This is a genomic window from Acinetobacter sp. 'aerobic (ED)' (genome assembly GCF_904886855.1).
GTDB lineage: Bacteria > Pseudomonadota > Gammaproteobacteria > Pseudomonadales > Moraxellaceae > Acinetobacter > Acinetobacter courvalinii.
The window spans coordinates 279786-305328 of the sequence record NZ_CAJHGI010000005.1 but is presented as its reverse complement, the minus strand read 5'-3'; the positions used below and the strand labels follow the sequence as shown (position 1 = coordinate 305328).

The 25543-nt window shown below is 42.1% G+C and carries 26 protein-coding genes; 15 read left to right on the top strand and 11 right to left on the bottom strand.

The window, feature by feature from the left end; all coding sequences use genetic code 11:
• The first annotated feature begins 878 nt into the window (after positions 1-878).
• Both gltA and JO943_RS12730 read left to right on the top strand, forming a co-directional pair.
• Positions 879-2153, top strand: a complete 1275-nt coding sequence (gltA, locus tag JO943_RS12735) for a citrate synthase (protein ID WP_005227086.1) — start codon at positions 879-881, stop codon at positions 2151-2153.
• A gap of 118 nt (positions 2154-2271) precedes the next feature.
• Entirely contained in the window at positions 2272-4035 is a 1764-nt protein-coding gene (locus JO943_RS12730) for a DKNYY domain-containing protein (protein ID WP_202740958.1), read from the top strand.
• An 80-nt stretch (positions 4036-4115) separates the two neighbouring features.
• Here the strand turns inward: JO943_RS12730 and JO943_RS12725 are convergent, their stop codons facing one another.
• Positions 4116-4613, bottom strand: coding sequence for a DUF1289 domain-containing protein (locus JO943_RS12725; protein ID WP_202740957.1), 498 nt, complete (start codon positions 4611-4613; stop codon positions 4116-4118).
• 109 nt (positions 4614-4722) lie between these two features.
• On the opposite strand from JO943_RS12725, the gene JO943_RS12720 reads away from it, so the two are divergent.
• The 3 genes from JO943_RS12720 (at position 4723) to JO943_RS12710 (ending at position 7202) form a co-directional block, all read left to right on the top strand.
• The gene (locus JO943_RS12720; protein ID WP_005288517.1) at positions 4723-5655 is read left to right on the top strand and encodes a rhodanese-related sulfurtransferase; all 933 of its coding nucleotides are present in this window, start codon (positions 4723-4725) and stop codon (positions 5653-5655) included.
• 145 nt (positions 5656-5800) lie between these two features.
• Positions 5801-6418 carry a DedA family protein gene (locus tag JO943_RS12715; RefSeq protein ID WP_202740956.1) on the top strand — a complete coding sequence of 206 codons (618 nt, stop codon included), beginning with the start codon at positions 5801-5803 and terminating at the stop codon, positions 6416-6418.
• A gap of 370 nt (positions 6419-6788) precedes the next feature.
• Positions 6789-7202, top strand: coding sequence for an ABZJ_00895 family protein (locus JO943_RS12710; protein WP_202740955.1), 414 nt, complete (start codon positions 6789-6791; stop codon positions 7200-7202).
• 79 nt (positions 7203-7281) lie between these two features.
• Here JO943_RS12710 and JO943_RS12705 read toward each other — a convergent pair whose 3' ends face one another.
• Entirely contained in the window at positions 7282-7806 is a 525-nt protein-coding gene (locus JO943_RS12705) for a YecA family protein (protein WP_005227080.1), read from the bottom strand.
• Positions 7807-7882: 76 nt separating this feature from the next.
• Positions 7883-8089, bottom strand: a complete 207-nt coding sequence (locus tag JO943_RS12700) for a PA3496 family putative envelope integrity protein (protein WP_004775189.1) — start codon at positions 8087-8089, stop codon at positions 7883-7885.
• A 347-nt stretch (positions 8090-8436) separates the two neighbouring features.
• Between JO943_RS12700 and rpoD the strand changes: the two genes are divergently transcribed.
• The 7 genes from rpoD (at position 8437) to JO943_RS12665 (ending at position 16845) form a co-directional block, all read left to right on the top strand.
• Positions 8437-10326, top strand: a complete 1890-nt coding sequence (gene rpoD, locus JO943_RS12695; RefSeq protein ID WP_005227079.1) for an RNA polymerase sigma factor RpoD — start codon at positions 8437-8439, stop codon at positions 10324-10326.
• 130 nt (positions 10327-10456) lie between these two features.
• Complete coding sequence (locus JO943_RS12690; protein ID WP_004775193.1) at positions 10457-10744, top strand: YbeD family protein; 288 nt, start codon at positions 10457-10459, stop codon at positions 10742-10744.
• 148 nt (positions 10745-10892) lie between these two features.
• Positions 10893-11546 carry a lipoyl(octanoyl) transferase LipB gene (gene lipB, locus JO943_RS12685; protein ID WP_202740954.1) on the top strand — a complete coding sequence of 218 codons (654 nt, stop codon included), beginning with the start codon at positions 10893-10895 and terminating at the stop codon, positions 11544-11546.
• Positions 11547-11626: 80 nt separating this feature from the next.
• Positions 11627-12160 (top strand): hypothetical protein, encoded by a 534-nt coding sequence (locus JO943_RS12680; protein ID WP_009511452.1) that lies wholly within the window; start codon positions 11627-11629, stop codon positions 12158-12160.
• A gap of 1 nt (position 12161) precedes the next feature.
• Entirely contained in the window at positions 12162-13346 is a 1185-nt protein-coding gene (locus tag JO943_RS12675; protein ID WP_005227076.1) for an iron-containing alcohol dehydrogenase, read from the top strand.
• A gap of 256 nt (positions 13347-13602) precedes the next feature.
• A complete protein-coding gene (locus JO943_RS12670; RefSeq protein ID WP_032874960.1) occupies positions 13603-15000 on the top strand; it encodes an APC family permease in 1398 nt (465 codons plus the stop codon).
• Between the two features lie 267 nt (positions 15001-15267).
• Positions 15268-16845 (top strand): PT dipeptide repeat lipoprotein, encoded by a 1578-nt coding sequence (locus tag JO943_RS12665; RefSeq protein WP_202740953.1) that lies wholly within the window; start codon positions 15268-15270, stop codon positions 16843-16845.
• 76 nt (positions 16846-16921) lie between these two features.
• On the opposite strand, the gene JO943_RS12660 is transcribed toward JO943_RS12665, so the two are convergent.
• On the bottom strand, positions 16922-17476 hold the full coding sequence (locus JO943_RS12660) for a flavodoxin family protein (RefSeq protein ID WP_202740952.1): 555 nt from the start codon (positions 17474-17476) through the stop codon (positions 16922-16924).
• Between the two features lie 117 nt (positions 17477-17593).
• On the opposite strand from JO943_RS12660, the gene JO943_RS12655 reads away from it, so the two are divergent.
• Positions 17594-17977: a winged helix-turn-helix transcriptional regulator gene (locus tag JO943_RS12655; RefSeq protein WP_005227070.1), complete on the top strand. Its 384-nt coding sequence runs from the start codon at positions 17594-17596 to the stop codon at positions 17975-17977.
• A gap of 16 nt (positions 17978-17993) precedes the next feature.
• The gene (locus JO943_RS12650) at positions 17994-18374 is read left to right on the top strand and encodes a VOC family protein (protein ID WP_009510690.1); all 381 of its coding nucleotides are present in this window, start codon (positions 17994-17996) and stop codon (positions 18372-18374) included.
• Here the strand turns inward: JO943_RS12650 and JO943_RS12645 are convergent, their stop codons facing one another.
• From JO943_RS12645 to lolA, 5 genes are all read right to left on the bottom strand, one after another.
• Positions 18375-18845: a tRNA (cytidine(34)-2'-O)-methyltransferase gene (locus JO943_RS12645; RefSeq protein ID WP_005227068.1), complete on the bottom strand. Its 471-nt coding sequence runs from the start codon at positions 18843-18845 to the stop codon at positions 18375-18377.
• A gap of 134 nt (positions 18846-18979) precedes the next feature.
• A complete protein-coding gene (cysG, locus tag JO943_RS12640) occupies positions 18980-20356 on the bottom strand; it encodes a siroheme synthase CysG (protein ID WP_202740951.1) in 1377 nt (458 codons plus the stop codon).
• A 67-nt stretch (positions 20357-20423) separates the two neighbouring features.
• Complete coding sequence (gene serS / locus JO943_RS12635) at positions 20424-21695, bottom strand: serine--tRNA ligase (protein WP_005227066.1); 1272 nt, start codon at positions 21693-21695, stop codon at positions 20424-20426.
• A 108-nt stretch (positions 21696-21803) separates the two neighbouring features.
• Positions 21804-22565, bottom strand: coding sequence for an RsiV family protein (locus JO943_RS12630; protein ID WP_199974004.1), 762 nt, complete (start codon positions 22563-22565; stop codon positions 21804-21806).
• A gap of 130 nt (positions 22566-22695) precedes the next feature.
• Positions 22696-23400 (bottom strand): outer membrane lipoprotein chaperone LolA, encoded by a 705-nt coding sequence (gene lolA / locus JO943_RS12625; RefSeq protein ID WP_005227063.1) that lies wholly within the window; start codon positions 23398-23400, stop codon positions 22696-22698.
• Positions 23401-23690: 290 nt separating this feature from the next.
• On the opposite strand from lolA, the gene JO943_RS12615 reads away from it, so the two are divergent.
• A complete protein-coding gene (locus JO943_RS12615; RefSeq protein ID WP_199974002.1) occupies positions 23691-24560 on the top strand; it encodes a pirin family protein in 870 nt (289 codons plus the stop codon).
• A 67-nt stretch (positions 24561-24627) separates the two neighbouring features.
• Here the strand turns inward: JO943_RS12615 and rpmA are convergent, their stop codons facing one another.
• Both rpmA and rplU read right to left on the bottom strand, forming a co-directional pair.
• On the bottom strand, positions 24628-24882 hold the full coding sequence (gene rpmA / locus JO943_RS12610; RefSeq protein WP_004640422.1) for a 50S ribosomal protein L27: 255 nt from the start codon (positions 24880-24882) through the stop codon (positions 24628-24630).
• An 18-nt stretch (positions 24883-24900) separates the two neighbouring features.
• The gene (rplU, locus tag JO943_RS12605; RefSeq protein ID WP_004652230.1) at positions 24901-25212 is read right to left on the bottom strand and encodes a 50S ribosomal protein L21; all 312 of its coding nucleotides are present in this window, start codon (positions 25210-25212) and stop codon (positions 24901-24903) included.
• Between the last annotated feature and the right edge of the window lie 331 nt (positions 25213-25543).

Sequence of the window (25543 nt, the reverse complement as noted above, 5' to 3'; positions counted from 1 at the left end):
TCCGGAGTTTGTTTGAATTAATTCAAAGGAAAGCTGGCATTGTTAGGCAAGCACAGCACATGCCTAACCTATAAACGACATCGAATTATAAAACGTGAAATATCAAAATACAAACAATCAGCTTTCGCTTTAGTCGAAAAAAACTTTAAATAAGAATCATTCACATGCATAATAATGACCAAAAAAACAACATGCTCAGACAAAAAATACTATCTAGTTGTTTTGTAATGATAAAATTAAGATACTATTTTTTATGGATAGTTTCTAATTTAATAAATTCTTTTCTTATATTTTCTCAAAATAATTCGTTTTTAAGTTTTTATTTGTCCAAATAATCACAGTTTATGCATACTTCAAAATAATAGTGCTCATTTATATATTAAATATAATCAATTAATAATCTATTTTTATAAGTCAGCCGCAGAAATCAGTCAGTCATTTTTTATACAATCAATTGCACCAAAATGAATCAACTATTAGTTTAAAAGTCACGTTTTTAATTTTTTTTTAATGACCAGTACAGGCTAAGCATAGGGAAACACAGGCTTTTGAAAAGCGATAAGTATTTATTTTATAAGCAGCAAAATCTTGCCTCTCTAAAAATTTACTTACAATTGGACTGATGCTTCATTTTTTTTCTGCACCTAAATCTTGATTTGACATATTATACTCGACCGGTGCTGTGATTTTACTCAGTTTTTTCTTCGATACTGAATGACTAATTGACTGTAGCAACGTCATTTTTTATCCCTAAGTATAATTGACAAAATTTTAGTAGCCACTAATCTTATAGCAAATTTTGACACCGTCTGATTCGCACATGACAAGATTAGTATTTCGAGTCAGATAATCATTCACCAGGACAGGAGATCTATTGAATGTCTGCAGCAACTGGCAAAAAAGCCGTATTACAGCTTGATGGCAAAGAAATTGAATTACCAATTTACAGCGGCACATTGGGCCCAGATGTAATTGACGTTAAAGATGTATTAGCATCAGGTCACTTTACTTTCGATCCTGGTTTTATGGCGACAGCGGCTTGCGAATCTAAGATCACATTCATTGATGGTGACAAAGGTGTGTTATTACACCGTGGCTATCCGATTGATCAATTAGCGACTCAAGCAGACTACTTGGAAACTTGTTATTTATTATTAAATGGCGAACTTCCAAATGCTGAACAAAAGACAGAATTTGACGCTAAAGTACGTAACCACACCATGGTTCACGATCAAGTCAGCCGTTTCTTCAATGGTTTCCGTCGTGATGCTCATCCGATGGCGATAATGGTTGGTGTTGTTGGTGCGTTATCTGCGTTCTATCACAATGGTTTAGACATCGAAGATGTAAATCACCGTGAAATTACCGCGATTCGTTTAATCGCAAAAATCCCTACCCTTGCAGCATGGAGCTACAAGTACACTGTAGGTCAGCCATTCATTTATCCACGTAATGATCTTGGTTATGCAGAAAACTTCTTACACATGATGTTTGCAACGCCTGCTGACCGTGATTACAAGGTAAATCCTGTTCTGTCACGTGCAATGGACCGTATCTTCACGCTTCATGCTGACCACGAACAAAATGCATCTACCTCTACAGTTCGTCTTGCCGGTTCTACTGGTGCGAATCCGTATGCATGTATCTCTGCTGGTATCTCGGCACTTTGGGGACCTGCTCACGGTGGTGCAAACGAAGCTGTACTTAAGATGCTTGATGAAATTGGTAGCGTAGAAAACGTTGCTGAATTCATGGAAAAAGTGAAGCGTAAAGAAGTTAAACTCATGGGCTTCGGTCACCGTGTTTACAAAAACTTCGACCCACGCGCTAAAGTCATGAAACAGACTTGTGACGAAGTTCTTGAAGCTTTAGGCATCAACGATCCACAATTGCAACTTGCAATGGAACTTGAGCGTATTGCGCTTAGCGATCCGTACTTCGTAGAGCGTAAGCTTTACCCGAACGTAGATTTCTACTCAGGTATCATCTTGAAAGCGATTGGTATCCCAACAGAAATGTTTACGGTAATCTTTGCGCTTGCACGTACAGTAGGCTGGATCAGCCACTGGTTAGAAATGCACAGCGGTCCGTACAAAATCGGTCGTCCACGTCAGCTTTACACAGGCTCGACTCAACGCGACATCAAACGTTAATTCATATTAGCGTTGATAAAAAAGGATGCTTATGCATCCTTTTTTTTGTTTATCCGTTATGCTTGAGAAAAATAACACCTACATATCTTTATATACGCCCCACTAAAATATTGAAGCAATGAACAAAAAACCCGCTGTTCTATACGAAACAACAATCATAGCATACGAAATGAAGATTCCGTTATTTGTGCTGTTTTTGGCACTGATCATTCTGAGCTGGTTATTTTTGGTTTACTGCTTCTACGATTTTAGCCTTTATTATTTTTATCAAATTCTCCCCTTCTTTGCCCAACTGCTTAATATTGCGTTGATGTTGGGTCTATTGCTACCTGTTCTTTATCTTTATAACCAGCTTTATCAAAAATATTTAAAACAAACGATTACGCTTAAACTCTATCGGCAAGGTCTCGGTCTAGAAAAATCAGCGCAGACTTATTTTTATCCTTGGCAAGATTTAATTCATATTCAACTACAACAACATCATGCCCAGATCCATAGCTTAAACCTGCTGACCCAAACAGTACCTTATCGGCAATATTTTTATTTCAATTCATGGATGTGGCCTGCCACTTTAACCCAACAACACAGTGAGTTTTTACAGTTTTGGAAAAAACTGGAATCTCTGGCTAAGCAGCAACAATTACAACGTACCAGCAATGCAAGTATCAACAAGAAAACCCATGTTGACATCATTAGCATAATTGCAGATCAACAGGCGCTAGCCTCTTTTCAAAGAAAACAAAGATGGCTTACAGTTGGATTAATCCTTGTTATTTTAGCCAGTTTTAGCCTTTTTATGGGCTGCCTCCTCTGGCATGAATTTAACGATGGCAGCGTTGATTTGCGTCATCAACACACCCAGTCAATCTCCGGCACAAATTTCGAAACATTCCAGAATCAGGTTTATATTTTTAAACAAGGCCAAGGTACTTTTTTAGTTCCCCAAGCAAAGGCCGATCAATTTACAGGCTTAGCTCTGAGCAATCTTCCTAATCGCGCAGATGAGCTGTATAGCAATGTCGGTAAAACACCCCAACATGTTTACTGGCAAGACCACATCTTGTCTCAATTAAATCCTGCGCAAACAAGCTATTTAGGCAATGATTACACCAAAGATCAACAACACGTTTACTTTCAGGATAAGCCCCTAGCCAATGCAAATGCAGCTGGTTTTACTGCGATATTACATCCACAATTTAATGCACTCGGCTATTTCTATGCAAAAGATGATCAACAGGTCTACTACAAAACAAAAGTATTAACAGATTTAAATCCGCAACAGAGCCAAGCATTTCCAAATAACAGCCAATATATTCACGATCACCAAGTGGTTTATTATCAAGATAAAAAGCTGGGCAAGTTAAATGCGCAACAGACGCAGATTTTTAGTGGCAGCAACCGTTTTAGTCAGAACTTACATCTAGCAACAGACAGTCGAACTTTTTATTTAAATGAACATTCATTACCACATAGTGCTGAGCACAAGTTTTGGGGAACAACGCCTGTTGATTTATCACACCTGCAACTCATTGGTAGCCAAAGCAGTGAGCCCTATCCAGGAAATTTCAGTTATATTTTTGCAGATCAGCAAAACATTTATATCTATGATGAGTTTTATCAACGATTAAAAGTGCTCTATCATTTTCCTCAACCCATACAACTACAAGCTCTGGAGGATCGACGCTTTAGTGATGGAAAAAATATGTACATCATCACTGAAAAGATCTACCGATCTAAAGGGCGTTCTTCTGGAACGACGACACATGGTTTTAAAATCAGCTTGATTCGTGAACAAGATCAACAGATCATGGCACAATATTTTTCCCGTAACCCTAGCGCTTTAAAACTATCCAACCTGTTTCATAACAGGGAGATGAACTAATCTCAAAATATGAACAAGATGAGCTAGATGTCTATCAACAAACCTCATGATCAATAAGATTTTCTATAACAACTGCTTGCTTAAATCTCATCTTCTTCCAGCTCTAAAGCACGCATTAAAGTATTACTGATGCCATCGGCACGTAACCATGCCAGCTCATAACTCGCTTTTGCCAAGGCCAGTACCCGACGTTCAAACTCATCCCAGATCGGTTTTACCTGTGTATCAGCAATCCCAAGCCCACTCTCATGGGCCAAATGTTTATTCTTCTCGCAGAGCTTTAAAGCATGATACAGCTTACGGCCTGTAGTGGCGCTGTCTAAGACCCGAATTCGCTTATTTTGAATAAAGCCTTCAACATGCTGTACGTTTGCATGCGGTAATAAAGGCACCAGGATCTGATCGAGCTGCGCATCTAAACGCTTCCACACCATCAAACGCTGCTCGGCCGTATAGGTATTCCACTGAATTACCTCGTGATTAAAGCGACGACAACCACGACAGACCAGATCACCAAATACCGTTGAACAGCGCCCTGCACATGGGGTCAATGATGGAATTCGACGATCATTACTCAAAACCAACTCCTATAAAACCATATTTATTTTATGGTTTTCTCGCTTATTTTCAGATTTCACGCTAAGATATGCGCCTTATTTTCCTATCTTAATACATTTGGAGTTATCCATGAACGCTACTGTAGAACAGCTTGCACCTGTAGAACAGCAAGCGACCAATAATTGGGTTGTTGCGGCACTATATCAATTTAAAGAAGTTTCAGATGCAGCAGGTCTGCAACAACGTCTTTTGGACTTGGTGAATCGCATCAATTTATGTGGAACTCTGATTGTCGCTTCTGAAGGAATTAACGGTACGGTTGCAGGTGACCGCGCTGCCATTGATACAATCCATCAATTCCTTTTGGACGAAGGTTTTAACGCAATGGAATATAAAGAGTCTGAAAGCTCTGAAAAACCATTCCGTAAAATGAAAATTAAGCTCAAAAAAGAAATTGTAACTTTAGGTGTTGAAGTAAAGCCACGTGACTTGGTGGGCCACTACCTTGATCCTAAAGAATGGAACGAGCTGATTAGCCGTGATGACGTGATTCTGATTGATACCCGTAATGATTACGAATATAAAGCAGGTACATTCAAGGGTGCAATTGACCCGAAAACAGAAACATTCCGTGAATTCCCTGAATACGTCAAGCAAAATCTTGAACAGCACAAAGACAAAAAAATTGCGATGTTCTGTACGGGTGGTATCCGTTGTGAAAAATCAACTTCTCTCTTGCTTCAAGAAGGTTTCAATGAGGTCTACCACCTGAAAGGCGGTATTCTTAAATACCTCGAAGAAACACCTGCTGAAGAAAGTATGTGGGAAGGTGAATGCTTTGTATTCGACGGCCGTACTGCGGTAACTCACGGCGTTGAAGAAGGCGAAAACATCAAGTGTCACGCTTGTGGCTGGCCACTGACCAAAGTTGAAGCTGAACTGCCAAGTTATGAACATGGCGTGTCTTGTGTTTACTGTATTGATAAAACCAGCGATAAGCAAAAAGCAGGCTTCCGTATGCGCCAATCACAAATTGCGGCTGCAAAACGTAAGCGTCTGTAAACGACAAAAAAGATTTCTCCAGGCCATAGTTCAACTATGGCTTTTTTATGGGCTTGATAAAATGATGTAACGTTTCACTGCTTGAGCAATCGCACCAGCACAACTATGCTAAAAACAACAAGCAAATGAATTATATAAAGGCGTTATGGGACTGGAACAATGGGTGCTTTCCATCATGGAAAAACTGGGATATTTAGGTATCGCATTTTTAATGTTTCTGGACAATGTTTTTCCGCCTATTCCTTCAGAAATTATTATGCCTTCAGCGGGCTATACCGCCTCAAAAGGTGAACTGACGCTCATCGGTGTCATCATGGCAGGTAGCGCAGGTTCCATACTCGCAGCGATGCTGCTGTACTGGATTGGACGCAAAGTTCCTCAACCTCGTCTGGTCAGGCTCATAGAACGATATGGCAAGTACTTGCGTATTCAGGTTGCCGATTTAGATAAGGCACTGGAGTGGTTCAACAAGCATGGGCATCGTATTGTCTTTTTTGGCAGAATGATTCCGGCAGTGCGGTCTTTAATCAGTATTCCTGCGGGCATGAGCCGAATGCCGTTTAGTAAATTCATGCTCTACAGTACAGCCGGGACCGTGATCTGGACCAGTTTTCTGGCTTATTTGGGTTTTCACTTCAGTCAGAATCAGGCATTGATGAGTCTGATTATGCAAAGGATCAGCACCATCATTTTGCTGATTGTGATGGCATATATTGCATGGTGGGCAATTAAAAAGTTTTATCTTAACAAAGCTAAAAAATAAGAGATTAGCGGTAAATTTAAATTAAACTTTCAGTGTTAAAAAGGGCTATTAAAAAATAGTGGTATTTTCTGAAAAATTTTTCCTACGCTAATGCTATTCTTACTTTGACTAGATATATTTTCAACTCAATATTATTATTTTCTAAATTGACTCAAAAAAAATAATGTATCCCAAAAATATTTTTAATTTCACTCATCCCATCAATAATTCTCCTTTGACTCATTACTCGCATTTATAATGATTTCTCACTCTCAAAATCATTATTAATACTAAAAACAAATGAAATTTTGAATAGAATGTTCTGTATAAAAACCTATGTTTTAGATTAATATATCTCAACCTATTCAAGAAATATGGCTAAGCCGAACAAATGAAAAAATATATCCTGACATTTTCTGCAGCCTATGCGCTGGCAATGATCATTATTGCAATATTAGAAACTTTTTTTAAAGCCCCTTCAGGCTCATCTATTATATGTTTAATATCAGGAGGCAGTTGCGCAGCGGCTTTCTTTGTAAAAGATTATCAACGCATACCAGAACCATCCGAGAAAAAAACTTTAGTTTGGGGCTGTTTTTTTGCCTCAATCATAATTAGCATTATCACAACAATAATTAGTATTATGATTTTCCCCGAAACGGCACCTTTTCTAGCAGCTATAGCAGAGTTACCAATATGGATATGGTTATTTGCAATCAGTTTTACAGCCCTGCTTCATTATCTCGTTTTATCATTATCCTTTGGCTGGATGGCAAAACGTTTCGCGAAAGCTAAAACAACATAAATATAAAAAAACGTCCACACGGGACGTTTTAATATTTATTTTGCCAGAGCAGCTTTTTTAAACTGCTCTGGATGCACCATTACGCTGGCGTATGATACATCAGGTAAAGTTCATTTAAGTTTTCAGGAATTTCTTCTGCCAACTCATCCATCAACTGGCCATTACGGCGGAAAGATTCCATTTGTGGATCTTCTTCATCGATCCCGCTAAAGACCATGATCGGTAAAGTTAAATCGATCAACTGTTCTTCGAACTCAGGTGCAAACCATGCATCTTCATTCAGGAACATTGCATCGACAAAACCCACACTCCAATCGCCCAAGCTTGACTCGACATCCGCTTCTTCGATTTCAAATGGAAACTCGATTCCATTTTCATTGGCTAAATCCTGACGAATCGATTCCAACCAAAGCTTCACCTGCTCAAGCACTTCTGCAGGAAGTTTCTTGTGGTTGCCTTCGAAAAGTTCATCTAACCAACGATCAAATTGTGGACCAACGGCAATTGCACACAAAAAGCCATGAGTCGCTGCAAAATCTAGACCGTATTCGTTTTGATCACCGTCAAGATAATTACTCAATAAGTCTAAATCTAACGTGCTCATTCTTTGTTTAATCCAGTTTTAAAAATACATCGGCAACAGCATAACATTTTCGGGCGTGAAGTCTTAGCAATTTCGCTTAGTCTTCGTCGTCAAGGTCATCATCGTCGAAATCATAGTCAAAATCTTTTAATTCTCGTTCTAAACGACGTTGAGCTAAAAGGTCATCAATTAAACGGCGCTTTTCTAATGATTCTTTAGCGCTGATTTTTCCTGATGACTCATCAAAACCAACATCATCTTCACCGTAGTTATCATCATCTAGTTCAAAATCTGTAGAAGACACTAAGTACCTCTAATGAAAAAATGTTAATGGGTCTAGCCGCTATTTATCGGTCTTGGCCCACCTTGTCAAGTTTTATTTGTTTTTTTTACTATAAAACCGTGTTTTGTACTTTTTTTCGGCAGTTTTTTTGTGTATTTATAATCCAAGGACATCAACAATCAAAAAAGTTCTTTAAACAGGAATTACGCTTGAAAAATTATGACTTAACCCCATATTCAATGAACAAACGTGCAATCCATTCTATTTTTTATTTAGAGCAAACGGATCAAATCCAAAACATTCACCGTGAATTGTGCTATCATGCACGGTTTTTCACCGCCACAGATTCAACAAAAGAGTAAGCAAAGATGAGCGATATGAATTCCCCTACTTCGCAAGTAGCGGCTCTGATTAGCCGAGGCAAAGAGCAAGGTTATTTAACTTACGCTGAGGTTAACGATCATCTACCAGACTCAATTACGGAAAGTGAGCAGATTGAAGACATCATCCAGATGCTTCAAGACGTTGGTATTCCAGTGCATGAACGTGCGCCAGAAACTGATGACACCATGTTTGGTGAATCCACCGAAGCTGCTGACGAAGTTGCCGAAGAAGAAGCTGCTGCCGTATTAGCATCGGTTGAAAGTGAGCCTGGTCGTACCACTGACCCTGTACGTATGTATATGCGTGAAATGGGTACCGTTGAACTTCTTACACGTGAAGGCGAAATTAGCATTGCAAAACGCATCGAAGAAGGTATTCGTGACGTTTTACACTCGATTGCTTACTGGCCAAATGCTGTTGAAGTTGTTTTACAAGAATATAATGATTTTTTAACTGGCGAACGCCGTCTTGCCGATATTCTTTCTGGTTATTTAGACCCGGAAACTGATGAAGATATTCCAGAAGTTCTGGAAGAAGCTGAGATTGAAGAAGAAGATGAAGAAAAAGATTCTTCATCTAAAGCCAAAGACGTCAAACTTGATGATGATGACGAAGAAGAAGAATCTGAAGGTGATGATGACTCTGAAGGTGATTCAGGTCCAGACCCAGAGGTTGCTAAAGTTCGTTTCTCGGAATTAGAAGCGGCTTGGAATGAAACAAAAACCGTTGTGGCAAAACATGGCCGTAACAGTGAAGAAGCGAAAGCCGCACTCGAAGCGCTTGCTGCTGTGTTCATGATGTTCAAATTTACCCCGCGTCTATTCGAAATCATTTCAGAAATGATTCGTGGTACCCATGAACAGATCCGTTCAAATGAACGTGAAATCATGCGTTATGCAGTGCGTCGTGGCCGTATGGACCGTAACCAGTTCCGTACCACCTTCCCTGAGCAAGAATCAAATCCTGCCTGGTTAGACGAACAGATTGCCAAAGCGCCTGCTGAAACCAAAGCCCATCTGGAAAAAGTACGTCCAGACGTATTGGCATTCCAGCAAAAGATTGCCGATATCGAGAACGATCTTGGCCTAAACGTTAAAGACATCAAAGAGATTTCGAAACGTATGGCAGTTGGCGAAGCCAAAGCACGCCGTGCCAAGAAAGAAATGGTAGAAGCAAACTTACGTCTGGTGATTTCGATTGCGAAAAAATACACCAACCGTGGCTTACAGTTCCTCGATCTTATTCAGGAAGGTAACATCGGTTTGATGAAAGCCGTAGACAAGTTTGAATACCGTCGTGGTTATAAATTCTCGACCTATGCAACTTGGTGGATTCGTCAGGCGATTACCCGTTCGATTGCGGACCAGGCCCGTACCATTCGTATTCCAGTACACATGATTGAGACGATCAACAAGATCAACCGTGTGTCACGTCAGCTTCTTCAGGAAATGGGCCGTGAACCAACGCCTGAAGAGTTAGGTGAACGTCTGGAAATGGACGAAGTCAAGGTTCGTAAAGTTCTTAAAATCGCGAAAGAACCGATTTCGATGGAAACACCGATCGGTGATGATGAAGATTCGCATCTTGGTGACTTCATTGAGGACTCGAACATCACTTCTCCAGTGGATGCAGCGACCTCGGAAGGCTTAAAAGAAGCGACCCGTGAAGTGCTTGAAAACCTGACTGAACGTGAAGCCAAAGTATTGAAAATGCGTTTTGGTATCGATATGCCAACCGACCATACTTTGGAAGAAGTCGGTAAACAGTTTGACGTAACACGTGAACGTATCCGTCAGATTGAAGCGAAAGCGTTACGTAAGCTGCGCCACCCTTCTCGTTCTGAACACTTACGTTCATTCCTGGAAAACGACTAATCTTTTGGGACATCTTGAGTGAGGGTTAAAGCCCTTTCTCAAGACTTGAAGTTCAACACTTCATCCCCATCTATGTATTAGATCAAAAGCGCCTGCACTGATGCAGGCGTTTCAAATTAAGAGGTTGCTCATGTTAGACCGCACTCCTTCTCGTGAATTACAAGAACATCTTTGGGTCTTCCCAATGGACTATCCAATCAAACTGATTGGTAATGCAGGGGATGAACTTCGAGTCGCTGTTGTTGATATTTTGCAGAAGCACTTCCCTGAATTTGATGGCAACTCAGTAAAAGTTCAGCCTTCACGTACAGGTAAATACCACTCTTTAACGGCTCAGCTACGCTTTGAAGAGCTGGAACAAGTTCATGCACTCTATGCTGACCTTGCAGCCTGTCCTTTAATCAAGACAGCGCTTTAATACAGAAATCCAAAATGCGACAGTATTTTGGATTTTTTTACGTTAAAAATAACCGCCTATCTATGCTTAAACGGCTATTTATCTGCTCAAAATCATTCCATAATTAAGCCACTCCCCGATTAAAAGCTGCAAAGGAAATTCTGCTGTAATGAGTGCTGTAAAACCGACCTTAATCATTCGTTGTTTCAATGATCTGCAAGATTACACGACACGTTTTGAAGCCATGAAAGACTTCACAACCCAGCGTGATGAAAACACCCCTGACGAAGTCTGGTTATTACAACATCAGGATGTCTTGACCCAAGGACAAGCAGGTAAGGCAGAACATATTCTGATGCACAGTAATCTTCCGGTCGTTCATACCGATCGTGGCGGTCAGGTCACCTGGCATGGCAAAGGTCAACTGGTGGCCTATTTCCTTCTGGATTTAAATCGCTTGAAGTGGCATGTCCGTACCTTGGTCAGCTTTGCCGAGCAAGCCATGATCGATCTGCTCAAACAATACAATATTGAAGCTTATGCCAAACCTGATGCACCCGGAGTCTATGTCGATGGACGTAAGATCGGTTCACTGGGCTTTAAGATCCGTCGCGGTCGTAGTTATCATGGTCTTGCGCTGAATATCGATTGCGACCTCACCGGCTTTCAAACCATTAACCCATGCGGCTATGCAGGTTTAGAAATGGTTCGCTTGCAAGACTTACTGCAAGATTACCCAAGCTTTGAGCAGCTTTGCGATACATTCATTAGCTACCTAAAAAATACGGATTTCTTTAATGACCTTGTAGTCATATCTGAATAATTTACTTTTCAATCCAATTAAAATAAATTAGAGTAAATACTCTAAATTAGCAGTGCATAATTTTAACAAGGGACGAGCAAGTGATTTCAACCAAAGCAGTGAAGCCCACTTTGCAATTTGCCTATGTCAAACTCATGATGGACGTTGTGGGTCGTGGCCTCGTAATGGCAAGCCAAGTGGATCGTGAAGTTCAAGAGGAAGTGTCTAAGTTTCCTGTTGGTTTTATCCTTTCAATGAATGTTTTTCCAAATGGACCTGCGTTTGTGGCACGTGTGACCGAAGAAAAACAGTTAGAGCTGTTGTCAAACTATAAAGGCAAGCCTGATTTGACCATTACTTTCAAGCATCTGACCCACGCCTTTCTGGTGTTTTCTTTTCAGGAAAGTACGGCACAGGCCTTTGCCAACGACCGTATGATTGCTGATGGTGATGTCTCCAGCGCCATCCGTTTGGTGCGCTGCCTGAATAAAATGGAAGCCTTGATCCTACCAAAACTGATCGCTTCACTGGCAGTCAAACGCTACCCTGCTGAATTGACACTAAAAGAAAAATTCACAGGTGCAAAAAATATCTATCTTAAAGTCGCAAAATCATATCTGAAACGGAGCGCATAACATGGCTAAGCCTTATTACGAGTTTTTCTGTCCTGTAAAAGTCATTGCTGGTAACGCTGCGTTAGAGCACATTCCTTTTGAACTTGCGACTTTAGGCGCAAAACGCCCCATGATCATTACCGATAAAGGCGTGCGTGCCAATGGTTTACTCAGCCCGATCGAAGCGGCTTTTAGCACCACGGATGCTGTCATTGGCGCAATCTTTGATGATGTACCACCCGATTCAAGTCTGGAAGTGGTTCGCTTAGCAGCAGAACTGTATCGCAAGCAAAAATGTGATGCGATTATTGCGATTGGAGGTGGCTCAGTTATCGATACCTCTAAGGCAACCAATATTCTGGTGTCTGAAGGGGGTGATGACCTGTTGCAATATTCAGGTGCACACAATCTGCCTAAACCATTAAAACCTTTCTTCGTAATTCCAACCACCTCAGGTACCGGTTCAGAAGCGACCATGGTGGCGGTAGTTTCGGATACGCAGCGTAATGTAAAACTGGCTTTTGCCTCTTACTACCTGATGCCACATGCAGCAATTCTCGATCCACGCATGACCCAGACCTTGCCGCCACATTTAACCGCCATGACGGGTATGGATGCATTGACGCACTGTGTTGAAGCATATACCTGTCTGGCAGCCAATCCATTGAGTGATGCCTATGCCAGCGCCGGCATTAAAAAGATCAGTGAAAACCTGTTCAAAGTTTTGGATAACCCAAGCGATGCTCAAGGTCGTTTAGAGCTTGCTCAGGCATCTACCATGGCCGGGATTGCTTTCTCGAATTCAATGGTTGGTCTGGTTCATTCACTCGGTCATGCGCTGGGCGCAGTCGCTCACCTGCCCCACGGCCTATGCATGAACCTGTTCTTGCCATATGTGCTTGAATATAACAAAGAAATTAATGGCGACAAGATTGGTGAACTGTTACTACCACTTGCAGGCGCCGATATTTATGCACAAACGCCAGCAAGTTTACGTGCCGACAAAGCCATTGCCACCGTGCTTGCAATGCGAGACCGTTTATTTAGCCTAACCAAGCTTCCACGTACCTTGCGCGAAACAGGTAAAATCACTGAAGCGCAACTGGATGAAGTGGCTGAAAAAGCGTTAAATGATGGTTCTATCATCTACAATCCTAAAGAAGCCAACCTGCAAGATATCCGTGCAATCTTGCAAAAAGCATGGTAATTCATTGAATTAATTAATTTTAAACAAAATAAAGCCTCATCATTGAGGCTTTATTTTATTTTGGTGAATCGATATTCATCTTTTTGTTTACCCTTTTGGCAAAAAAGTTGCTAAAAAAATTGTAAAAGTACTGCCAATTTATAGCGTTTTACGATAGATTGGCGCACTTCGTTTTTTCTGTAGGGGGGATCATTTCGTCTCAAATGATCCTTAAACCATAGCTGATCCTTGATCAACGATTATGAGGATAACGCCGTTGACAAATATCTCTGGGACTCCATCGGTAGCTAAGCTGCAAAAGACACTTGGTCTTTGGCATATTATTATTATTGGTTTAGCTTACATCCAACCCATGACGTTGTTTGACACTTTCGGACTGGTTTCCGAAGAAAGTCATCACCATGTTCCAACCTCTTATATTGTTGCCCTGATTGCAATCTTATTTACTTCAATCAGTTATGGTCACATGATCCGTCGATACCCTTCATCAGGATCGGCTTATACCTATGCACAAAAATCAATTCATCCCAATGTAGGTTTCATGGTGGGTTGGTCATCCTGGCTGGATTATTTACTCTCGCCGATGGTCAATATTATCTTGGCGGTGATTTATCTGGAAGCCTTGTTCCCAACAGTAAATCACTGGGTCTGGGTGGTTGTCCTCACAGCATTCATGACAGGGATCAACTTGCGTGGTGCCCGTTTTGTTGCCAACTTCAATAGCTGGATTGTACTGGTGCAGCTGATTGTGATTGGTACCTTTACCTATCTGGTTTATGACAAATTACAGATGGGGATTAATGCAGACGGCGCGATTACGGCTGAAACCCGCTATCAGTTGTGGAGTCTTGAACCGTTCTGGAATGAACTCACGTCAGTGGGTGCATTAATCACAGGTGCGACCCTGCTCTGCTTCTCATTTACAGGTTTTGACTCACTCAGCTCTTTGGCAGAAGAAACCAAAGATACAGAAAAGACCTTACCGAAAGCGATTTTCCTGACTGCATTATTTGCTGGTGTTATTTTCATTATTAGCACCTACTTTATGCAGATTTATTTCCCGAATGATCCTAAGTCGTATTTCACCAATATTGCTGAAACTCAACCCGAGATTCTGCTTTTGGTCGGCGGTTCATTATTCCAGTCTTATGTATTGGCCTTTGCTATTGTAACGGTCATGGCTTCCGGGATTTCTGCACATGCAGGTGTTTCTCGCCTGATGTACGTGATGGGTCGTGATGGCGTAATCAATAAGAAGATTTTCGGTCATATCAGTCCAAAAACCTTTACCCCGTCGTATAACATTATCATTGTCGGTTTAGTCGCATTGACTGCGGGCTTTATGGATCTGGATATTGTGATTTCAATGATTAGCTTTGGTGCACTGACAGCATTTACCTTTGTAAACCTGTCTGTGATTTCTCGATATGCCTTACGAGATGGCCGAACCAAAAACCTGAAAGACATAATCAGCTTTGTGATTATTCCTTTGCTCGGCTTTATCAGCATCTTTGCGATGTGGCTTGAAATTGAAGAATCGGCATTGAAGTTCGGTTTATGGTGGGCCATGTTTGGTATTTTATACTTGGGGTATAAAACCAAGGGCTTTAAATACAACGCACCACAACATAATGAATTTGATGATAAACATTAATTCTCATCAAATTAAAATAAAAAAGGCGCTTAATGCGTCTTTTTTATTATCGCTATATTCCTATACATTTATTGATCATCAATTTAAGCCTGCCCAACTGGCTTTACTTATTCCATTTTCTACATTTAAAACCTATTTAATTATCTAATTAGGCATTTTGTTTATTTCCCTTTGATAGCTGGATTATGATTAAAAAAAATTTAATAACAGTGAAAAATTAAAAGCAGATGTTTTTTTATACGCCACAAAAACAAAGGATGCAAAACAATGAAAAATATCATCAAAGGCAGTGGAATTGCAGTTCTTTCAGTCGCACTCAGCGCCTGTTGGTTTGACTCTGGTAGCGGCGGAGGCTCAAACTCGTCTGAACCAACGCCTACTCCTACACCGACACCTACTCCAACACCAACACCGACTCCAACACCGACTCCAACGCCAACACCAACGCCTACGCCTACGCCTACGCCTACGCCTACGCCTACGCCAGTATCGCAAACCTTTGCAGGAACTTGGGAATCTCCATTTTGCTATCCAGCACCCAATAATTTCCGCTTAGTGATCGAAAATCATGTGGACTCAAATAATTCATTTGACCTTATTGTTGATGGAGAACGCTATCAGGAAGCAAAATGCTCAGGAGAGATTTTCGGTGATTTTGAACATGATGGAGTTCAAAGGGGGCTAATGTATTACAATATTGGCAACGCGCAACGCAGCAATAAAACCACTTATTATCGAGCTCGGGTGAAGCGTTATGGCGATGAAGATAATAACAACTCCAATGCTGCCATCTTGGCCTTTAAAGATGCCAATACCCTTTGTTTACTTGATAGCGATGAAACCGATGGCGCCAAGATTGATCAAACCACACAGGCTATGGACCCAGATCAATGCTGGAGAAAATCTCCACTGAAACGTTTCCAGACCTTAAAAGCCAATCCATTTGTCACCACCAGTAGCTATGCATTTAAAGATCTGGAACCGACACAAGCACGACTCAAAAATCAACTGGATGCTCAGGCCAATGCTGGCTTTAGACTGGTGGATGTCCGTATTGATACCAATGTCACCTCTGACACGGCCTCATCTTTACTCACTTCAGAAGAAATGAGAATGCGTAACCTCTATATCAAGGATAACGCAGCAAATGCAGCCAAATGGCAATACCAACTCACCACGGCCAATACGACAGGCACTTCAACTGAAAGATATAGACTGTTCAAAGCTGAATTCACGGCTCAAGCCAGTCAAGGCTTCCATTACCGCACACAATATAAGCTTGATAAGGATAAGGGTACATTTAATATTTACGAAAAACGTGTGGGCGATACCAGTGTCTATACAGTTAACGAAAAGGTGGTTAACCGAGATCTTGTGACTGCTGCAACATGGGCAACACATGCTAATGAACTTGGTAAAACAGGTTGTCATATAGAAATGGCCACCTCTTTTAATCTTCAGCAATATTCTTTCCTGTGTACCAATAGCAATCTACACAATGGGACTTATGACTACCGTTGGATTCCAATCACTAACACCACCAAGGCAGCGGAGATTCAAAAGATTCTGGATCAACAATTTGCAGCAGGTTATGTCTACCGTTTTACTTCTAGAGAGGGCGACGATCGGGTTGGCTTAGTTCTGGAAAAAGACAGCAGCAATGCCAATCCAGCTAAAGTGGTCTACAAGGTATTTGATGGCAGTATAGTAGATGACCGTGAACCAGGTGCAAGCGTTTATCTGTATGCACAGCGCCTGATTGGTCAGTCTTCGCTAGGCTGGAATTTATGGGGTACTGGAGCTACCAGTAATTTAACTATTTATGCCAATCGTGCTAAGGAATAATTCATCCATTAGCAATAATCAGTAACACCGTAAAAGACCGCCTTACGTTGGCGGTCTTTTTTATTAACTTAAAATCTTAAGCATGCAATTTTTCAACGATTGCTTTTACACGTTGTGCATAAAGCTTCGCAGTCTCTAAATCGCCTGTTGGAATCTCATCTGTACTTGCATCTGCTGGTGACTGAACTAACAGCCCCACAGAACCACCTAGATTATTCACATCTTCACGTTTAGCCGCTTTGGTATTGGCAGGTAATAAACCCAAGCTCACCCAAATACCCCCATGCTGTGATGCCAAGGTTTGTAATTGAATCAAGGTCACTTGCTTGTCACCATTCAGACTCGCACTATTGGTAAAGCCCGCAAACACCTTATCCTGCCAGCCGCGGGTAAACCAGATTTTAGAAGATGCATCAGCAAATTTCTTAAACTGCCAAGGCGTTGCTGCCATATAGGTGGGCGCACCAAACACTATACCTTGCGCATTATTGAGGGTTTGCCAGTCTTGTTCAGTAATCTCGCCATTCTGATCAATTTCAATCAAAGCCGCATCAATTGCACCCGCAAAAGTTTCAGCAACCACTTTGGTATGACCATAGCCCGAGAAGTAAACAACTGCAATTTGTGTCATGAGAGTATCCAAAATTTTTCAAAAGTTCGATTTAATGATATATTTTAGAAACTAGGTGTCAATTAGTTACCAACTGGTAACTACTGACATTCGATCGAGAAAATGAGGGTTATCGCTATGAATCAGGCATTAAAATATGATATTTATCAACAACATTGCCCTGCCCGTTTATTTTTCGAAAAAATTGCAGACAAATGGGTACTGATGATTATTAATGTGCTGGCACGAGACACCCAACATTTCAATTTATTGAAAAAAAGCATTCAGGGTATTTCACCCAAGGTCTTGTCACAAAAGCTAAAAATGTTGGAACGAGATGGCTTTATCCAGCGTCAGGTGCAGAATACCGCCCCGATTCGAGTGGATTATTCACTTACCCCACTCGGTCTGGAAGTAGCAGAAATGGCGTATCAACTCAAAGACTGGGCTGAGAGTAATATCGAACACGTTATTTTTGCTCAACAGCGTTTTGATGCGATACAGCAACAAGAAATCCAATAAAAATGAGGGACAGGCGATGATTGCACAACCTTTAATTGCAGTGAGCGATGTCGAGAAAACCAGCCAGTGGTATCAGGCAATGCTTGGCCTGGAAAGCGGTCATGGCGGTAAAGAATATGAACAGTTGCTGTTTGAGCAACACATGGTGCTGCAACTGCACCAATGGCAAGCGCATGAACATCCACATATCGGCGATCCGAAACGAGTGATCGGTAACGGCGTGTTATTGTGGTTTGAAAGCAATCGATTTGATGAGATTGTACTAAAACTACAAACCCATCAAGTCGAAATTCTGGAAGGCCCTAAATACAATCCCAATGCGCATCATCGGGAGATCTGGTTTAGAGACCTCAATGGATATACGCTGGTTGTGGCAAGCCCTTATGGCGATCTTTGATTAGAGTTGTTTAAAGCCTTGTTGTCGCCATGCTTCATAGACAATGACAGCGGTCGCATTGGAAAGATTCAAGCTTCTTGAGTTTTCCGCCATTGGCAAACGAATCCACTGCTCTTGTGGAAACATCATACGTACCTGCTCAGGCAGGCCACGGGTTTCAGGTCCCATCAATAAGGCAACGGGACGATTCAGGTCCACCGTATGCGGTGTGGCACTGCCTTTAGTCGTCAATGGGAAGACATGCTCAACCCCTTTCGCTTTTAAGTCAGCAAGGCAAAGTTCGATAGTGTCCCAAATTTGCATTCGTGCCCATTCATGATAATCCAAACCTGCACGTTTTAACTTTTTATCATCCAACTCAAAGCCTAGAGGTTTGACCAAATGGAGTTGCGCACCGGTATTGGCACATAGACGAATGATATTACCTGTATTCGCTGGAATCTCAGGCTCGTATAGGACGACATGAATCACTTAATTACTCACTTATAGATATATTGGCTAGCTTGGTACAGAACCTAATTTACTAAAAAAATATAGCCACTAGCTTCACTCAGGCATAGCCTTCGCCTTGCGTTCGGGCAGCGATAATCAATCGCTGCTTATCCTCACTCATGCCATTTTAACTGTTCACGTAAACTGACCACTTCACCAATAATGGTTAAAGTCGGTGCTACGATCTGATTGTCAGATACTTTGGTTGCGATATCCGCCAAAGTACCCACCACCACTTTTTGCTCCGGCGTGGTGCCTTTGGAAATCAAGGCCACTGGCATGCTTGGACGCTGACCATGTGCAATTAATTGCTCGCAAATACGTTCCAGACCGACCAGGCCCATATATAGCACTAAGGTCTGGTTTTCATAGACCAGTTCATTCCAAGGCAGCTCAGGTGAGCCTTCTTTTAAATGTCCTGTCAGGAACCGTACACTTTGTGCATAATCACGATGCGTCAGTGGAATGCCTGCATAGGCGGAACAGCCGGAAGCTGCGGTAATGCCCGGCACGACCTGAAAAGTGACATTGGCTTCGACCAGTTCCTGAATCTCTTCACCACCACGGCCAAAGATAAACGGATCGCCACCTTTTAAGCGACAAACACGTTTACCTTGTTGCGCATATTCCACCAGTAAGGCATTGATGCCATCTTGTGGAACCGAATGGTTAGAACGCGCTTTACCGACATAAATCTTTTCAGCGTCGCGGCGGCACAAGTCCAGAATCGGCGCAGAGACCAGACGGTCGTAAATCACCACATCTGCTTGTTGCATCAGACGTAATGCTTTTAAAGTCAGCAGTTCTGGGTCGCCCGGCCCTGCCCCAACCAGATAAACCTCACCTTTCGGTGCGGTCCATTCTGTTAAAGCCTGCTCAATCAGATCATTGGCTACAGCAATATTGTCATTGAAAACCTGTTCTTTCAGCGGACTGGCATACAGGTTTTCCCAGAAGATACGACGCTCATCCGGATTGGCAATTTTGGCTTTGACTTGCTTGCGCCACTGGCCTGAGAACTCAGCCAGTTTGCCCATGCCATGCGGCACAATGGTTTCGATCTGCGTGCGTAACTGTCTGGATAACACTGGGGATGCACCATTGGAAGCGACCGAAATCACCAAGGGTGAACGATCAATAATCGCAGGTACCATAAAACGGCAATGCGGAATATCATCGACACTATTCACCAGCAGATTACGCTGTTCACACTGTTCAAATACTGCTTTATTGACATCAGGCTGATCTGTCGCTGCAATCACCAAGCGATAAGGCGTAGCCAGAACAGTTTCAGAAAAAGATGCCTGATGGTATTGTCCGCTTGATTGTTCAATCAGCTGGCGTAATTCAGGCAGGATATCAGGTGCAATCACATCCACAATTGCACCTGCCTTGACCAGTAAATTTGCTTTGCGGTAGGCAATATGCCCACCACCCACAATCAGACAACGTTGCTGCTGCAACTTTAAAGAGATTGGGAAAATTTCCACGTCACGCCTCTATGTTTTCAATCTGATTGAGCTCAAGCAAAAACTATGCACAAATTCGATGCAAAGTTTAGTCGATGTAGCTAACACCGCCCATATATGGACGTAATACTTCTGGAATCTCGATTGAACCGTCTGCGCGTTGATAGTTTTCCATCACTGCAAGCAAGGTACGACCAACTGCCAGACCTGAACCGTTCAAGGTATGCACCAATTCGATCTTCTTCTGATCCACACGGTAGCGCGCTTTCATACGGCGTGCCTGGAAATCGCCCATATTTGAACAGCTTGAAATTTCACGATAGGTATCCTGACTCGGTACCCAAACCTCAAGGTCATAAGTTTTAACCGCGCCAAAGCCCATATCACCACCACAGAGCAAAATCTTGCGATATGGCAGACCAAGAGCCTGCAAAATGCCTTCTGCATGTGCAGTTAAGTCTTCAAGCGCCTGCATAGAGTGCTCTGGTTTCACGATTTGCACCATTTCAACCTTGTCAAATTGGTGTTGACGGATCAAGCCACGGGTATCACGACCATAAGAACCCGCTTCACTACGGAAACATGGGGTATGCGCAGAATATTTCAGCGGTAAACGATCCGCATCAATAATTTCGTCACGCACGAAGTTGGTCACTGGCACTTCAGCGGTTGGGATCAGGTAATACTCTTTTTCACCTTGTAGCTTGAACAGGTCTTCTTCAAACTTAGGAAGTTGGCCTGTACCACGCAAGCTGTCTGCATTGACCAAATACGGTACATAAGCTTCGGTATAACCATTTTTAAGAGTATGGGTATCCAGCATGAACTGGGTTAACGCACGTTGTAAACGCGCCAAAGGCCCTTTCAAGACGCTGAAACGTGAACCTGTCAGTTTGGTCGCTGTTTCAAACTCCAGACCACCCATCATTTCACCTAGGTCGGTATGGTCTTTGATTTCAAAATCAAACTGGCGTGGTGTACCCCATTTCAGGATTTCAAGGTTATCGCTCTCGTCTTTACCAAAGGGAACCGACTCATCTGGCAAGTTTGGAATGGCCAGAGACTTTTGCTCTAGCTCAGCTTGTAACTCAGCCAAAGCCACTTCGGCGGCTTTGATCTCATCCCCGATGGCTGCCATACGCGCCATGATTTCGGAAGCATCCCCACCCGATTTTTTAATTTGACCGACTTGTTTAGCACCAGCATTACGCTCTGCTTGTAAGTTTTCAGCTTTGGATTGCAAATCTTTACGGCGAGCTTCTAAATCAGCCCACTCTTGTACATTTAACTGAATACCACGTTTTGCCAAAGCAGCATTCACTGCTTCAATATTATTTCTGAGTAACTTTGGGTCGATCATAATCAATCATGAATAGAGGAAAAAACTGGCTATAGTGTAAGGCTTAAACCTAAAAAAATACAGCGCTTGTACAGCCTCTACACACGATATGTAGAGGCTGTACTCAAACTAGCCTGCATCTTTTGGCAAGCTCGGTAAGTATTCGGCTTTGACAAACTCCTTCGCCGCATAATATGGCAAGGTCAGTTCGCTCATTCCTTCTGCATAAGAAGCCAGCTCATACAATGGATAAACAAAGACGATGCCGTTTACGCCATAGTAATAATTATCACTGACCTGTAATTGGTCTTTCTTGATGTTATGTTGTTCTAACCAGTTTTGATTTGCAGCATACAGTTCATCACGAAGTTTATTATTCATCTCCGGTTTTAGCAGTTCGCTCACGGTAATGTGCTTCTTGTTCTTCAAGTCGAAGTTGACAAACTCCTGATGTGACATGCCATGGGCCGCACCTGTTGAGTATGAATAGCTCTGAATTGCAAAGGTGGCAAGGTTATAATTTTGCCCTACAAAACGGACAGAGGTACTACTCTCATTCTGTACCATTCCATCAGCGGGAGCTTTAACCTCTTGGTCAGCCAGATTTGCGAACGCATTCGGCTCAGCCTTTTTCATCCGGTTTATGAAATAGTCATCTATCCAGGTCTGGTTGGTGTGTACCGTTTGCAAGTCATAGGTGGTACAACCATCTTCCAGACACACTTTTTGTTTTGGAATTTTAACGGCAGTAACGGTGGCATGAATCAGCGGAATATCGCTGGTTTTTTCCGTCGGGGTAGCCGCTTCTTTTTTCGGCTGACACCCGACTAATGCGACAACCGTCAGGATAGGAAGAATGGGAAGAAATTTTGATAATTGTGAAGTATTCATCGTCCTACACGTCTCTGATGTTTTTCTTCACTATACAAAGCCTTGCCCGTAGATGAAATTAAGAAATGTATCTATAAATGGTTCAATAAAAAAAGCCGCATCATCTGCGGCTTTTTTATCTAATCAGGACTTACTGATCAATAATATCGGTCCCTTTAGGCGGTGTGAAATTAAACACCGATGCTGGAATCGACGGATTCACTTTAAGATTATTGAAACGTACATAGGTGGTTTGTCCCAAAGAATCCTGCAAGATCATCAAGTTCGGTGCTTTATTGGCACCAAAACTAATGGTGAGACTTTGGAATGCGCCATCTTGCTGTTTCGGATACAAGGTGTAATACAGTTTGCTACGGTCCGGCTGGGTCACACGATAAGACTGCATGATCTGGTTGGTATTGCCCGATAACAATAATGCAGGGGTATTGGCAATTTGATCATCCAGACTTTGACGGACGGCTTGCTGTAAATCAGGATCATAGATCCATACCACCTTACCTGTAGTCACGATCGTTTGTTTGGCCGGACTGGTAGTTTCCCAATAAAATTTTCCTGGACGTTCAACTTTCATCGTTCCCTTAAAGGTCTGATTCATATGTTGAGCGGTCAAACTTTTTTTCTGTGCGGTTTTATTGCTGTTGCTACTTGCAACTTTTGTGGTTTGTTCAAAATCTGCGGTGAATCGTTGCAGGCCAGATAACTGCTGAACCAGACTGTTTGTTGCTTGCTGAGCCGATGCAGCAACAGGTGCAGCAAAGACCTGACTACTCACAACCGGAGCAAGTGTGATTGCACTTAATGTTGCAGCATAAGCCATTTTTTTTACGAAATTCATAAAAACAACCTTCTATCAGATTTCTACTGTTATGCCGACATCTTACTGTTTTTGATCATTAAAAAAATGAAGAAAAGCACAGGTTTTGTGTAGTTCGTGTCGCAAAGTTCTGCATTATGTATGAAGTTGCGACCTTTATGTAGAGATTGTAAGAGTAAAAAATCAACTTTTTGCTGATTCACTCATTCTCAAGTCAATGTCTGGTGAGAGAAAATTATTGATCCGTTTTTATCTAGACGAATCAGTAGCGTTTGCTAAGCTAAAGCCAAGCATATTGAATAGAATCCACCATGAAAAGCCTGGCCTTTATCCACCGTAATGACACGCGTTTTGCCATTGGTGACTTTTATCCGGCATTGTCGGTATTTTCTTATCAGGAACTGGGTAACACCACTTCACCCTTTTTATTACTGGATCATCTGGGGCCAGGACGACTGGCACCGAAAAGCCCAAAAAAAGGCGTGAATGAACATCCGCATCGCGGCTTTGAAACAGTGACCTTTGTGTTTGCAGGTGAATTACAACATCAGGATTCTGCCGGCCATGGCGGCATCATGACGTCAGGCGATGTGCAATGGATGACCGCAGCTGCCGGTATTCAACATACGGAACATTTTAGCCCTGCCTTTCGTGAGCGCGGTGGGTATTTTGAAATGCTGCAATTGTGGGTCAATCTTCCCGCAAAAGACAAGATGGCAGCTCCGCACTATCAAAGCTTGCAGAGTCATAGCATCCCTACAGTGCCACTGGAACATGAAGCAGGTTATGTGCGTATCGTGGCTGGTCAGTTCCGCAATATTCAGGGCATTGCCCACACGTATAGCCCAATGAATGTTTTAGATGTCCATCTAAATAAACAACAGCAACTTATCCTGCCTGCCCATCATGGTGACACGACTTTAATTTATTTACGCAAAGGCAAACTGCAGTTCGCTGCGGATGAAGAGTTTCTGGAAGAACAAGCCTTGGCGGTGATGTCCAGCTTTGATACCGATGTTGCGATCACCGCCTTAGAAAACTGTGATCTGTTATTTTTATCGGCGCCTCCCTTGCAGGAACCGATCAATGGACATGGCTTTTTTGTGATGAACAGTTATGAGGAAATTTTACAGGCCTATGAAGACTTAAAAACCGGAAACTTTGGAAAAGCTTCGGACTAAACCACAATTCAAAACTTATACGCATAAAAAAACCCGCTCAACGCGGGTTTTTTCGAACCATTAAAACTTAAGCTTCAACAGTTACATAGCGACGGCCAAACTGACCTTTCACTTCAAATTTTACTACGCCGTCAGCAGTAGCAAATAAAGTATGGTCACGGCCCATACCAACATTTGCACCAGCGTGGAACTCAGTACCACGTTGACGAACGATGATGTTACCAGCAGTTACAGTTTGACCACCGTAAACTTTAACACCTAACATCTTAGGATTCGAATCACGACCGTTCTTCGTCGATCCACCGGCTTTTTTAGTTGCCATGTCTATTTACTCCTCGTGTTAGCCTGCGATACCAGTAATTTTCAACTCGGTAAACCATTGACGGTGACCTTGTTGCTTACGGTAGTGTTTACGACGACGCATTTTGATGATGCGGATTTTGTCGTGACGACCATGGCCAACTACTTCTGCAGTTACTTTTGCGCCAGCTACAACTGGAGCACCGATTTGAATGTTGTCACCGTTAACAACCATTAATACGTCATCAAACGTAATAGTCGCGCCAGTTTCAGCTTTCAATAATTCTACTTTAAGGGTTTCACCCTCAACAACACGGTGCTGTTTACCACCGCTTTGGATTACTGCGTACATAATGTACTCCAACTTGCCCGTGTCGTCGTGCCGATAAAGGGACATATCGATCTTAAGACGAACGCCACTGGGGTTATACAAGGGGACAAATTTTAAGTGAAAATTGCTCAAACAACAAGTAATTTTGCATAAATGCCCGTATATCGATAACTTGCTTGGAATTTTTAGTAAAATCAATTAGATTGTGGGCGCACTTTTTTGATTGATTCGCGTCAAGATTTGCAATACATTTTCAAAAACAAATTGTGACAATAACAAACTGTATTTTGTACTGTGGTGAGTAAAGTAATAACGCTTGGTGGGAACAGCCCTTTTCTGTCTAATTTAAGAG

Excerpts from the sequence above, each read along its gene's own strand:
- gltA (WP_005227086.1), top strand. The coding sequence starts at position 879 with ATGTCTGCAGCAACTGGCAAAAAAGCCGTATTACAGCTTGATGGCAAA.
- lolA (WP_005227063.1), bottom strand. The coding sequence starts at position 23,400 with ATGAATTTCGTAAAAAAAATGGCTTATGCTGCAACATTAAGTGCAATC.
- JO943_RS12715 (WP_202740956.1), top strand. The coding sequence starts at position 5,801 with ATGGGACTGGAACAATGGGTGCTTTCCATCATGGAAAAACTGGGATAT.
- rpmA (WP_004640422.1), bottom strand. The coding sequence starts at position 24,882 with ATGGCAACTAAAAAAGCCGGTGGATCGACGAAGAACGGTCGTGATTCG.
- JO943_RS12660 (WP_202740952.1), bottom strand. The coding sequence starts at position 17,476 with ATGACACAAATTGCAGTTGTTTACTTCTCGGGCTATGGTCATACCAAA.
- JO943_RS12710 (WP_202740955.1), top strand. The coding sequence starts at position 6,789 with ATGAAAAAATATATCCTGACATTTTCTGCAGCCTATGCGCTGGCAATG.
- rpoD (WP_005227079.1), top strand. The coding sequence starts at position 8,437 with ATGAGCGATATGAATTCCCCTACTTCGCAAGTAGCGGCTCTGATTAGC.
- JO943_RS12650 (WP_009510690.1), top strand. The coding sequence starts at position 17,994 with ATGATTGCACAACCTTTAATTGCAGTGAGCGATGTCGAGAAAACCAGC.
- JO943_RS12615 (WP_199974002.1), top strand. The coding sequence starts at position 23,691 with ATGAAAAGCCTGGCCTTTATCCACCGTAATGACACGCGTTTTGCCATT.
- JO943_RS12705 (WP_005227080.1), bottom strand. The coding sequence starts at position 7,806 with ATGAGCACGTTAGATTTAGACTTATTGAGTAATTATCTTGACGGTGAT.
- JO943_RS12665 (WP_202740953.1), top strand. The coding sequence starts at position 15,268 with ATGAAAAATATCATCAAAGGCAGTGGAATTGCAGTTCTTTCAGTCGCA.
- rplU (WP_004652230.1), bottom strand. The coding sequence starts at position 25,212 with ATGTACGCAGTAATCCAAAGCGGTGGTAAACAGCACCGTGTTGTTGAG.
- JO943_RS12675 (WP_005227076.1), top strand. The coding sequence starts at position 12,162 with ATGGCTAAGCCTTATTACGAGTTTTTCTGTCCTGTAAAAGTCATTGCT.
- JO943_RS12720 (WP_005288517.1), top strand. The coding sequence starts at position 4,723 with ATGAACGCTACTGTAGAACAGCTTGCACCTGTAGAACAGCAAGCGACC.
- JO943_RS12630 (WP_199974004.1), bottom strand. The coding sequence starts at position 22,565 with ATGAATACTTCACAATTATCAAAATTTCTTCCCATTCTTCCTATCCTG.
- JO943_RS12730 (WP_202740958.1), top strand. The coding sequence starts at position 2,272 with ATGAACAAAAAACCCGCTGTTCTATACGAAACAACAATCATAGCATAC.
- JO943_RS12690 (WP_004775193.1), top strand. The coding sequence starts at position 10,457 with ATGTTAGACCGCACTCCTTCTCGTGAATTACAAGAACATCTTTGGGTC.
- lipB (WP_202740954.1), top strand. The coding sequence starts at position 10,893 with ATGAGTGCTGTAAAACCGACCTTAATCATTCGTTGTTTCAATGATCTG.
- JO943_RS12655 (WP_005227070.1), top strand. The coding sequence starts at position 17,594 with ATGAATCAGGCATTAAAATATGATATTTATCAACAACATTGCCCTGCC.
- serS (WP_005227066.1), bottom strand. The coding sequence starts at position 21,695 with ATGATCGACCCAAAGTTACTCAGAAATAATATTGAAGCAGTGAATGCT.